The 9,899-nt window shown below is 75.4% G+C and carries 11 protein-coding genes and 1 pseudogene; 4 read left to right on the top strand and 8 right to left on the bottom strand.

Going from position 1 to position 9,899, the window contains the following annotated elements; translation table 11 throughout:
- Positions 1 to 73: 73 nt before the first annotated feature.
- Positions 74 to 952, bottom strand: a complete 879-nt coding sequence (locus ACFXOZ_RS08315; RefSeq protein WP_380588525.1) for an SDR family oxidoreductase — start codon at positions 950 to 952, stop codon at positions 74 to 76.
- A gap of 84 nt (positions 953 to 1,036) precedes the next feature.
- Here ACFXOZ_RS08315 and ACFXOZ_RS08310 point away from each other — a divergent pair, with 84 nt between their 5' ends.
- The gene (locus ACFXOZ_RS08310) at positions 1,037 to 1,630 is read left to right on the top strand and encodes a TetR/AcrR family transcriptional regulator (protein ID WP_380532482.1); all 594 of its coding nucleotides are present in this window, start codon (positions 1,037 to 1,039) and stop codon (positions 1,628 to 1,630) included.
- A gap of 96 nt (positions 1,631 to 1,726) precedes the next feature.
- Here ACFXOZ_RS08310 and ACFXOZ_RS08305 read toward each other — a convergent pair whose 3' ends face one another.
- On the bottom strand, positions 1,727 to 2,356 hold the full coding sequence (locus ACFXOZ_RS08305; protein WP_380532484.1) for a TetR/AcrR family transcriptional regulator: 630 nt from the start codon (positions 2,354 to 2,356) through the stop codon (positions 1,727 to 1,729).
- Positions 2,357 to 2,605: 249 nt separating this feature from the next.
- On the opposite strand from ACFXOZ_RS08305, the gene ACFXOZ_RS08300 reads away from it, so the two are divergent.
- Complete coding sequence (locus ACFXOZ_RS08300) at positions 2,606 to 3,841, top strand: MFS transporter (protein WP_380588522.1); 1,236 nt, start codon at positions 2,606 to 2,608, stop codon at positions 3,839 to 3,841.
- Positions 3,842 to 3,957: 116 nt separating this feature from the next.
- Here ACFXOZ_RS08300 and ACFXOZ_RS08295 read toward each other — a convergent pair whose 3' ends face one another.
- The 3 genes and pseudogenes from ACFXOZ_RS08295 to ACFXOZ_RS08285 form a co-directional block, all read right to left on the bottom strand.
- Positions 3,958 to 4,248 (bottom strand): muconolactone Delta-isomerase family protein, encoded by a 291-nt coding sequence (locus ACFXOZ_RS08295; protein ID WP_380397224.1) that lies wholly within the window; start codon positions 4,246 to 4,248, stop codon positions 3,958 to 3,960.
- Between the two features lie 21 nt (positions 4,249 to 4,269).
- A pseudogene (locus tag ACFXOZ_RS08290) lies at positions 4,270 to 4,635 on the bottom strand (YybH family protein); the annotation flags it as partial.
- A 132-nt stretch (positions 4,636 to 4,767) separates the two neighbouring features.
- A complete protein-coding gene (locus tag ACFXOZ_RS08285; RefSeq protein ID WP_380588520.1) occupies positions 4,768 to 5,352 on the bottom strand; it encodes a DinB family protein in 585 nt (194 codons plus the stop codon).
- Between the two features lie 151 nt (positions 5,353 to 5,503).
- On the opposite strand from ACFXOZ_RS08285, the gene ACFXOZ_RS08280 reads away from it, so the two are divergent.
- Positions 5,504 to 5,866 carry a DUF1304 domain-containing protein gene (locus ACFXOZ_RS08280; protein WP_375884222.1) on the top strand — a complete coding sequence of 121 codons (363 nt, stop codon included), beginning with the start codon at positions 5,504 to 5,506 and terminating at the stop codon, positions 5,864 to 5,866.
- On the top strand, positions 5,863 to 6,480 hold the full coding sequence (locus ACFXOZ_RS08275) for a TetR/AcrR family transcriptional regulator (RefSeq protein WP_380588518.1): 618 nt from the start codon (positions 5,863 to 5,865) through the stop codon (positions 6,478 to 6,480). The genes ACFXOZ_RS08280 and ACFXOZ_RS08275 overlap by 4 nt, the downstream gene beginning before the upstream one ends.
- Before the next feature lie 19 nt (positions 6,481 to 6,499).
- Here ACFXOZ_RS08275 and ACFXOZ_RS08270 read toward each other — a convergent pair whose 3' ends face one another.
- The 3 genes from ACFXOZ_RS08270 to ACFXOZ_RS08260 all read right to left on the bottom strand — a co-directional run bounded on the left by ACFXOZ_RS08270 (position 6,500) and on the right by ACFXOZ_RS08260 (position 9,765).
- Complete coding sequence (locus ACFXOZ_RS08270; RefSeq protein ID WP_380588516.1) at positions 6,500 to 7,375, bottom strand: alpha/beta fold hydrolase; 876 nt, start codon at positions 7,373 to 7,375, stop codon at positions 6,500 to 6,502.
- Between the two features lie 57 nt (positions 7,376 to 7,432).
- Positions 7,433 to 8,572, bottom strand: coding sequence for a glycosyltransferase family 4 protein (locus ACFXOZ_RS08265; protein WP_380588535.1), 1,140 nt, complete (start codon positions 8,570 to 8,572; stop codon positions 7,433 to 7,435).
- 71 nt (positions 8,573 to 8,643) lie between these two features.
- On the bottom strand, positions 8,644 to 9,765 hold the full coding sequence (locus ACFXOZ_RS08260) for an acyl-CoA desaturase (protein WP_380588514.1): 1,122 nt from the start codon (positions 9,763 to 9,765) through the stop codon (positions 8,644 to 8,646).
- Between the last annotated feature and the right edge of the window lie 134 nt (positions 9,766 to 9,899).

Below are 9,899 nucleotides of genomic sequence, written 5' to 3'. Positions count from 1 at the left end.
GCGGCCGCCGCGCGGCCGCCCGGGGCCCGGCCGGCCCCGCCCCGGCCCCCCCCCCCGGGCCCGTGCCGTGGGATCAGCGGAAGTAGTGGCCCTGGTCGAGGTCCGCGAGCAGCCCGGGGCCGGTGGGGTGCCAGTCGAGGAGGTGCTGGGTGAGGGTGCTGGAGGCGGGCTGGTCGACGGCGAGGATGCCGCCGAGGAAGCCGAAGTCCTCGGCCGGGGCGGCGGCCGTCGGGAGGGAGAGGTGGCGGCCGATCACCGCGGCGATGTCGCGGGTCGGTACGCCCTCGTCGCCGACGGCGTGCAGCATCGAGCCCGACGGGGCCTGCTCGGCGGTCAGGCGGAACAGGCGGGCGGCGTCGCGCACGTGCACGGCCGGCCAGCGCTGGGAGCCGTCGCCGACGTAGCCGGAGACGCCCTTGGCGCGGGCGGTGGTGACCAGCTGGGCGATGAAGCCGTGGTCGCCGTCGCCGTGGACGGTGCGGGGCAGTCGGACGACGGACGGGCGCACGCCGCGCTCCGCCAGGGCGAGGACGGCCGCGGCGTTCTCCTCGCGGCCCGCCCCGAGGGAGCCGGGGGCGCTGCGGTCGTGCTCGGTGGCCGTCCGCCCGGGTGTCGCCGGCGTCCCGTGGGCGACGACCAGGGGCTTGCCGGAGCCTTCGAGGGCCTCGCCGAGGGCCTCGGCCGCGCGGGCGTCGGTGCGGATCGAGGCGTCGAAGGCGGTGAAGTCGTGGACGAAGGCGAGGTGGATGACGGCGTCGGCGGCGGAGGCCCCGGCCCGTAGGGCGTCCAGGTCGCCGAGGTCGCCGCGCAGGACCTCGGCCCCGGAGGTGGCGACCTTGGCGGCCGAGGCGTCGGACCGGGCGAGCCCGGTGACCCGGTGGCCGGCCTTGATGAGTTCGGGGACGACGGCGGAGCCGATCCAGCCGGACGCGCCCGTGACGAAGACGTGCATGACAGAACCTCCGAACGAGTGATGTCAGTGACTGTCGTCAGGCTAGCAGTGATGTCAGGGACTGTCATCGCGTACGATCACCGCATGGGCAGATGGGAGCCGAACGGGCGCGGACGGCTGGCGGAAGCGGCACTGGCGCTCTTCGCCGAGCAGGGGTTCGAGCGGACCACGGCGGCGGAGATCGCCGTGCGGGCCGGGCTGACCGAGCGGACCTTCTACCGGCACTTCGCCGACAAGCGCGAAGTCCTCTTCCACGGCACCGAGTTGATGCGGGAGCTGCTGGTACGGGCGGTTGCGGAGGCACCCGCCGACGCGGCCCCGATGGAGGCGGTGGGCGCGGCCCTCGAAGCCGTGGGCGCCGTCCTGCAGGAGAACCCCGAACGGGTCCGGCGGCGCGACGCCGTCGTGTCGGCCAGCCCGGAGCTACGGGAACGCGAGCTGGTCAAGCTCGACGCGATGGCGGCGGCGACCGCCGAGGCGCTGCGCGGCCGCGGCGTCCCCGCGCCGACCGCCGGCCTGGCGGCCGAGACGGGCATGGCCGTGTTCAAGGTCGCCGTCGCGCGCTGGATCGCCGAGCCGGCCGACCCGGTCGGCCCGGACGGTTCGGACCTGCCGGCGCTCATCCGCGCGTCCGTGCAGGACCTGCGGCAGGTCCTCGCGGCCGGCGCGCCTGCCTGAGGCGTGCGGGGATAGGGGCGTGCGGGGAAGGGTCGTACGGGGAAGACCGGGACCCCGTACCGCACTTCGAGGAGATTCGAGGAGAGCCGCTGCGGATCAGGCGGTGCCCGGGCGCACGGCGGTAGCGGGTCGGGGTGCGGGTTCTGTGGTCCAGGCCCGGACCAGGATTTCGGCGTGGTCCGCGAGCAGGGCGGGTGGCAGCGGGCCGCCGGTCTCCAGGATGACGGCGAGGACGGGCCCGGTGAGCTGGGCCGCGGCCAGTGGCGCGGGGGGCATGTGGGCGGCGTGCGGGCTCACGCGGGCGAGTACGGCCTGGGCTGCGGTGCCGAGGAGGTCGGCGGTGCGGACGAGGTCGCGTACGGCGCTGTCGTGCTGCGCTTCGCCCAGCAGGGCCCGGTAGGCGAGACCTGCGGGTGAGGTGGTGAGGAAGCACGTCAGCGCTTCGAGGAATGCGGTGAGGTCGTCCGTGGGGCGGGCTCGGGGTTCCGTGGCCAGTTCGTGGGCGGCGTCACTGGTGCTTGCCTCGAGCAGGATCTCGGCCTTCGTGGACCACCACCGGTAGACCGTCTGGCGCCCCACCCCGGCCCGCTCGGCGATGCCCTTCATGGTCATCGCCGCGTATCCCTGCTCGACGAGCAGGTCGTCGACGGCGTGGAGAACGGCGACCCGCGCCGCCTCACTGCGGGGGCGCCCGGGTGAAGCGTGCTCTGGGGGGGTGCTCTGCATGGGGCCAGCTTAACAAGACACCGTGCCTCGAAATGGTGCTAGCCTCTTTCGAGACACAGTGACCCGTAATTGGGTGGCGGCTACGCCGTGCCCAACGGCCCTCACGGCAGAGGAAGCCCTCATGAACACCACACGCCACCGCACCGGCCCGGCCCGGACCCTCGACCCGGCCGCACCCGCCGAGACCCGCCCCGCCGCCACGCCGGGAGACCGCACGTGAACACCCTGGCGCCCGGGATCCGCGACGGAATGACCCCACGGCAGGTGACGTTCGCCTTCCGCGGCCTCCTCGCGGTGCGGCTGCTCGGCGCACTCGCCAACGGCATCATGCTGCCGTTCATCGTCCTGTGGGCCCACCGCGTCGGCGGACTCGGCGGAGCAGCGGCCGGAGCCCTCTTCCTCGTCCAGGCCGCCGGCGAGTTCACCGGAGGCCTGGCCGGGGGCGTCCTGGCCGACCGGATCGGGCACCGCCGCATGATGCTGCTCTCCACGACGGGAATGGCCCTGGGCTACGGCAGCCTCTTCCTGGTCCACCACGCCGTCCTCGCCCTCGTGCTATTCCTGGCGGCAGGGCTCTTCGAGTCGGCGTTCCACCCCACGATCGCCGCCCTCATCGGTGACCTCCACACGGATGAGGACCTTCACCAGGCCTACGGACTGACCCGCGTGGTGGCCAGCATCGGCGGTGTGGTCGGACCGGTCCTGGGCGCGGTCGCCGTCGCCTTCTCGCTGTCGAGCGTGTTCGCCGTAGCGGGCGTACTGCTCGTCGCCGCCGCGATCGCCGTGTTCATCACCGTCCCCGCCGACCGCGTCACAGGTCCCGAGACCGCACAAGAGGCAACCGGCGGCGAGGCCGAGAACGTGCACAGCCCGTTCACCCACATCCTGCGCGACCGCAGACTGGCCCTGCTGATCCTCGGCGGCAGCCTGCTGACCGTCACCTTCACCTGGTGGGAAGCGGACGGCCTGGTCCTCCTGAACCGCGTGGACTCCATAAGCCCCACGGCCTACGCCATCCTGTTCGCCGTCGACGCCCTCGCGATCATCCTGTTCCAGATGCGCGTCAGCCGCTGGGCCCGCCGCCGCGACACCGCCCGGCTCCTCTTCCTGGGCGCCGCCCTCCAAGGAGCCGGCCTCGCCGGGTTCGCCGCCGCCGGCCTCGGCTACCCCGCCCTCGTCGCCGCGGCCCTCGTCACCTCCTTCGGCATGATGATCTACGGCCCCACCACCTCGGCGTTCGTCAGCCGCCACGCCCCGGCGGGCAGCAGCGCCACCTACCAGGCCGCCCTGTCCACCTCGCAGGACATCGGCTCGGCGATCGGCCCGATGTCCGGGCTGGCCCTCGGCCGCATCGGACCGCCCGCCCTGGTCTGGCTCACCGCACTCCCCCTGGGCCTGCTGGCCGCTCTCGCGACCGCCCGCGCCACCCGGGTTCCACAACAGCGGGGCGCCGGGACCGTGCCGGCGCAGAGGACAGAGCCGTAGCAGCCTCACGGTGCCCATCCGTCGGCGAGAAGGCGGAGACCGTCGAGCGCGCCCGGCGCGCCGTCGGGGTGGGGCGGGCCGAGCCGTGCCGACCCGTGTGGGGCCCGGTCCGGCCGTCAGGGCCGGGCCGGGTCGTTGGGGTGGGACTCCAGGGCGGTCACCGTGAGGGTCATCCACGGCCGCAGCGGGAGGCTGCCCAGCACCTCCTCGCGCAGCTCGTCCTCGTCGGCGGCCCGCCAGACGCCGATGCTGCGCAGCTCGCCGACCGGGCGCCACAGCCGCGCCAGGCGCCCGGCGGCGGCCAGCTCGCGGGCGCGGACGGCCTCGGCGGCGCGCCGGCGGTCGACCTCCGCCGCGGGCGTGCCCTCGGGCACGGTGGTGGTGATCTCGACCAGGAACTCGCGCAGGGGCGCGGCGGCCTCCCGGGGCAGGAGGGAGACCTGGTAGTGGGCGATCGCCCAGCCGTCGGCGGTCCGTTGCAGCAGGACGCCGAGGAAGACGCTCAGCGTCGGGCGGTCGGTGAACGAGAAGTCCACGGCCAGGTATCCGCGGACGAGGTCCCGGGCCGGGCGGTCGATCGTCAGGATCTCGTACTCGGCGGTCATGCCGGCGGGTTGGGCGGCGTAGTAGGCGGCCACCCCGGGCCGCCCGACACTGTAGGGGTGCAGGCCCTGGAAGACCGCGTCCTCGGCGAAGAGGGCGGCGACGCGTTCGGGCTCGTGCCGGTCGACCGCGTCCTTCCAGCGGTCGAGCACCTCGCGCAGGACGGTCTCGTCGGCCGGGTCCTCGTCCATGGTCCGGGTCTCCTCTCGGGAGCGGCGGTGCCGCTGCGGTGGCCGGCGCTCGCGCCGCCGCCCAGGTGCAGGATCCCCCGGACCGGGCGCCGGCCGCTCGTCGGCGGCCCGTCGGCCGCCCGTCGACACCCTCTAAGCCTTGATCGGTGCGGCCGACCTGGCGGCCTGCTCGACCTTCGCGACGTAGGCCGCACGGGCTTGCTCGTCGACCTGCTGCTCGTGTTCGGGGCGCATCCCGGTCCGGCCGTCGAGGCCCTCGCGCAGGATGTCGGCGTGCCCGGCGTGCCGGTTGGACTCGCCGAGGACATGGACCATGACGGCGAACAGGTTCGTGTCGGCATGAGGCCCCGGCCACCACGGCACGTGGCCGGGGGCGTCGAGGGGAAGCCCGTTGATCGTCGCGTCCGCGTGTTCCCAGGTGCGCCGGTAGAACCCGATGACCTGATCGCGGGTCTCGTCCTCGGTCGCCCACAGATCGCCGCCGTCGGAGTCCTGCCACCGGGGCAGCGGCTCCGGGGACGGGCGGTCGAAGACCTCGCCGAAGTACCTGGCCTCGACGGTGGCCACGTGTTTGACCAGGCCGAGGAGGTTGGTCCCGGTCGCCGTCAACGGTCGGCGGGCGTCGTACTCGGACAATCCGTCGAGCTTCCAGAGCAGTGCCTCGCGGTCCCGCCGCAGTCTCGCGTGCAGGTTGTCCTTCGCGAAATCATCGATCATGCGCCATGAGCCTGCCATGGGCTGCTCGTGCTCTCAAGGTTCCGTACGTGGTCCAACGACCCGCTTTGGCGGCGGACGGCGGGTGCCGGTGGACTTCATGGACAGGTGTCCAGATAAGAAGGACACCTGTCCATGAACTCGGGAGCTGACGATGCGTACGACGGCGGAACTGCTGGTCGGCCTGGTGGCCGTGCTGCACGGGTACATCCTGGTGCTGGAGATGTTCCTGTGGGAGCGGCGGCCCGGCCGAGAGCTGTCCGGGTTCGACCCGGAGCTCGCCCGGGCGACGGCGCCGCTGGCCGCCAACCAGGGCCTCTACAACGGCTTCCTGGCCGCCGGGCTGGTCTGGGGGCTGCTCGCCGGCGGTACCACGGGCCACCAGGTGCAGGTGTTCTTCCTGTCCTGCGTGGTGGTGGCCGGGCTGTACGGCGGCGCCACCGCGAACCGGCGGATCCTGCTCGCCCAGGCCCTGCCCGGAGCGGTTGCCCTCGGCGCCGTCCTGGTGGCCGGATGAGCGCCGCCCCGGACCCGTGGGACGCCCTGAACCCCAGGGATGCCCTGAACCCGAGGGGCGCCGTGGACCCCAGGGCCGAGCGGACCCGGGCCGCCCTGCGGCGGGCGCTGCTGGCGGAGTGCGCCGAGCGGCCGCTCGCGGAGGTCAGCGTCGCCGCCCTGGTGCGCCGGGCCGGGGTGGGGCGGGCCACCTTCTACGTGCACTATGCCGATCTGGAGGCGCTGGCGGTGGACGCCTGCGCCGACCTGGTCCGGGTGGCGGTGGACGCGCTGCACGCCTGGCGCGGCGTGCCCGACCCGGACGTCCCGCCGCCCGCCCTCACCGGGTTCTTCACCGAGCTGGTGCCGCACGCCGGGCTCCACCGCGCCCTGCTGGCACCGGGCGGCGGCGGGCCGCTCGGCCTGGTGCTCAACCGCGAGCTGCGTGAACGCAGCCGCACCGAGCGGGCGTTGGCCGGAGCGCCGGAACCAGACCTGGTGGCGGCCGCGGTCGCCGGCACGTTCACCGGGGTGCTCGCCGACTGGCTGCACGGCCGGATCGCGGCGGAGCCGGAGCGGGTCGCCGAGCGGGTCTGGCGCCTGCTGATCTCCCTGCACCGCACGCCGGGGCTCTGACCGGCACGACGGCGGGGCGTCAGGCCACCGGGACGGGTACGGGTGCCCGTCCGGTCTCGGCGATCAGGGCGCGGAGGGCGGCGGCGACCGGGGCGGGGCGTTCCTGCATGGCGACGTGGCCGGTGTCGGGGAGGGTGAGCAGGCGGGCGTCGCGGAAGGCGGCGTAGGCGCGCGGGGCGAGCCGGAACGGGACGAGACGGTCCTCCCGGCCGTAGACCAGCAGGGTGGGGGCGGTGATCCGGCCCGCCTGGTGCCAGGGGGAGGCGGCGCCCCGGTGCAGGGAGGAGCGGACCACGGCCCGCATGCCCGCGGGCAGCATCCCTCCCGCGTACGGGAGTTCGCTGCGGCGCAGCCGTTCACGGGCCTCCGCCGCGCGCACCTCGGGGCGGACCCGGGCGGGGTCCGCGTAGATCAGCCGGTAGAGGTCGTCCAGTTGGCGGTCCGGGCTCCGCTCGGCGAGCAGCCGGGCGTACAGGCGCGGGGCGCCGGGGAGGGCGAGCAGCGCCGCGCGCAGGGCCTGGGGGGAGGGGAGGGCGGGCAGCACGGGGGCGAGCAGGGTCAGCGAGGCGACCAACTCGGGCCGATGGGAGGCGATGTGCATGGCCGTCAGGCCGCCGAGGGAGTTGCCGACCAGATGGACCCGGCGGTGCCCGGCGCGGTCCAGGTGGGCGGCGACGGCCGCGGACTGGCCCTCGACCGTGACGAGGCCGCCGGGCGGGGGCGCCGACCGGCCGTAGCCGGGGAGGTCCAGGGCCAGGCAGTGCACCGCGCCGCGCAACTGGCCGATCAGGGCCGCCCAGTTGTCGGTCCAGCCGCCCAGGCCGTGCAGGAAGACGGCGGTGTCGGCGGCGGGTGCGGTGCCGGGGGTGTAGGCGGCGGCGAGCGGCTGGTGCACGGGGGCTGGTTCCTTCGGGAGCGGAGCTGCGGTGGAGTGGCGGTGGCGTCGCGCGGCTCACCGCCGCAACGCTCCGGTGGTCTCCGCGATGGCGAGGCGGTAGTGCCCGATCAGCCGGTCGCCGATCGACGCCCAGTCGCGCTCGGCCACGGCGGCGCGGCCCGCCCGGCCGAGTTCGGCCCGCAGGCCGGCGTCCCGGGCGAGCCGGTCGATGGCCGTCCGGAACTCCTCGCCCGCGCCGGGCGGCACCAGGAAGCCGGTGCGCCCGGGGCGGACCAGGTCCAGCGGCCCGCCGGCCGCCGGGGCGACCACCGGCAGGCCGCTGGCCATCGCCTCCTGGACGGTCTGGCCGAAGGTCTCGTACGGTCCGGTGTGCGCGAAGACGTCGAACGAGGCGTACAGCCGGGCGAGTTCGTGCCCGGTGCGGCGGCCCAGGAACTCCGCGTCCGGCAGTGCGGCCTCCAGCGGTGCGCGGCACGGGCCGTCGCCGACCACCACCAGCCGCACGCCCGGCAGCCGGGAGGCCTGCACCAGCCGGTCGACCTGCTTCTCGGCCGCCAGCCGTCCGACGTAGCCGACCAGCACCTCGCCGCGCGGGGCGAGCCGGCGGCGCAGCGCCTCGTCGCGGTGGCGCGGGTGGAAGCGCTCCCGGTCGACCCCGCGCGGCCACAGGTGGAGCCGGGGGACGCCGTGGGCGGCCAGCGCGTCCAGCGACGCCCGGGAGGGCGCCAGCGTCCGGGCGGCCGCGCCGTGGACCCGCCGCAGGATCCGCCAGGCCGTCCGGGCACCGGCCTCGCCCGCGAACGGGAGGTAGGTCCGGGCGTAGGCCGCCATGTCCGTCTGGAACACCGCCACGGCCGGGACGCCGGCCCGCCGGGCGGCCGCGGCGCCGGCCGCGCCGAGGGCGAACGGCCCGGCCAGGTGGACGACCTGGGGGCGGTGCCGCTCGATCGCGGCCGCCAACTGCCCGCCGGGCAGGGCGATCCGCACCTCCGGGTAGCCGGGCAGCGGAACGGACGGGACCCTGAGCACCTGGTAGCCGTCCACCCGCTCGGGGCCGCGCCGGGAGCGGGTCGCCGGGGTGACCACCAGGACGCGGTGGCCACGGGCGCTCAGGTGCTCGGCGGTCCGCAGCACGCTGTGGGCGACGCCGTTGAGCTGCGGCGGGAAGGACTCGGTGACGATCAGGACCCGCAGCGGTCCGCCGTCCGGCCCAGGGGTGGGGGGTGCGGCGGTGCCGAGCGTCACCGGCCCCGACAGGAGGCGGCTCACCGGGCGGCCCCGCTCTCGATGCGGGCGGCCCCACTCTCGACCCGGGCACGACCGTCCTCGGCCCTGGCCCCGGGTACGGCCGCGCTCGGCGGCGCGTCGACGCAGTGGCCCACCGCCCGGAGGTCCCGCAGGATCTCCCGGAACGAGTCGACCAGCCCCGCCTCGGCGTACGGCAGGCCGACCTCCGCGCAGTAGGCGCGCACGATCCGCGAGGCCGGGCGCAGCGCCGGGACGGGCATGGCCGGGAAGAGGTGGTGCTCGATCTGGTAGCCGAGGCCGCCGAAGAGGAAGTGGGTGAACCGCCCGGCGCGCAGGTTGCGGGAGGGCAGCACCTGGCGCCGGAGGTAGTCGGCGGGCTGCTCGTCCGGTCCGGTCATCGGCATGCCCTTGTGGTTGGGCGCGAAGATGCAGCCCAGGTAGACGCCGAGCACGGCGCCGCACAGCACGGCGAAGGCGAGCGCCTGGAGCGGGGTGAGGACGGCCAGCAGCAGGCCCGCCGCGAGGGCGTAGTGCAGGGCGGCGAGGGTCCGTTCCAGCACCGGGTGGCGCAGCCGGCCCCGGGTCAGGGTCACGGCGGTGGCGACGACCAGGCCGAGGGCCTGGAGCGAGAGCAGCGGGAAGAACAGCTCCGCCTGGTACTTGGCGACCGTCCTCCTCAACCCCTTGGTACGGGCCGCCTGTTCGGCGGTGCGGACGAAGAGCATGGCGTTGGCGGCCGGATCGCGCCCTTCCCGGTTCGGGTGGGCGTGGTGGCGGTTGTGGTCGCTGACCCACCAGCCGTAGCTCATCCCGACCACCAGGTTGCCGAGCAGGATGCCCGCGAGGTCGGTGCTCCGGCGCCCGGAGAACACCGCGTGGTGCGCGACGTCGTGGCCGAGCAGCGCCAACTGGCCCAGCACGAGGGCGAGTACGGGCGCCAGCGCGAGCTGCCACCAGCTCGCGCCGACGACGGCGAAACCGGCCAGCAGCAGGACGAGGGCGCCCAGCAGGGCGGCGGCCCGGCAGCCGTAGTACAGCGGGCGCTTGCGGAGCAGCCCGGCCTCGCCGACGCGTCGGCGCAGCTCGGCGAAGTCCCCGTGCCGGGTGGTTCCGGCGGTCGGGGTGTCCTGAAGGGTCATGCCACCATCCCGGTCTCGGGTCGCTCCGGCCGGTCGTGGCCGCAAAGCCACCCGTCCCGGGGGGCCCCGCGGGGGGCCCCGGGGGGGGGGGGGGCGCCCCCCAACCCCCCCCCCCCGCCGGGGTACCCCGCGGG

The sequence above is a fragment of the Kitasatospora sp. NPDC059160 genome (assembly GCF_042755465.1).
In the GTDB taxonomy this organism is placed as follows: Bacteria; Actinomycetota; Actinomycetes; order Streptomycetales; family Streptomycetaceae; genus Kitasatospora.
The sequence above is the reverse complement of the archived record's forward strand: the minus strand, read 5'-3'. Positions and strand labels throughout refer to the sequence as shown.

Bases quoted from the DNA above. Each gene is read 5' to 3' on its own strand.
- ACFXOZ_RS08315 (WP_380588525.1), bottom strand. From the start codon at position 952: ATGCACGTCTTCGTCACGGGCGCGTCCGGCTGGATCGGCTCCGCCGTC.
- ACFXOZ_RS08310 (WP_380532482.1), top strand. From the start codon at position 1,037: ATGGGCAGATGGGAGCCGAACGGGCGCGGACGGCTGGCGGAAGCGGCA.
- ACFXOZ_RS08305 (WP_380532484.1), bottom strand. From the start codon at position 2,356: ATGCAGAGCACCCCCCCAGAGCACGCTTCACCCGGGCGCCCCCGCAGT.
- ACFXOZ_RS08300 (WP_380588522.1), top strand. From the start codon at position 2,606: ATGACCCCACGGCAGGTGACGTTCGCCTTCCGCGGCCTCCTCGCGGTG.
- ACFXOZ_RS08285 (WP_380588520.1), bottom strand. From the start codon at position 5,352: ATGATCGATGATTTCGCGAAGGACAACCTGCACGCGAGACTGCGGCGG.
- ACFXOZ_RS08280 (WP_375884222.1), top strand. From the start codon at position 5,504: ATGCGTACGACGGCGGAACTGCTGGTCGGCCTGGTGGCCGTGCTGCAC.
- ACFXOZ_RS08275 (WP_380588518.1), top strand. From the start codon at position 5,863: ATGAGCGCCGCCCCGGACCCGTGGGACGCCCTGAACCCCAGGGATGCC.
- ACFXOZ_RS08260 (WP_380588514.1), bottom strand. From the start codon at position 9,765: ATGACCCTTCAGGACACCCCGACCGCCGGAACCACCCGGCACGGGGAC.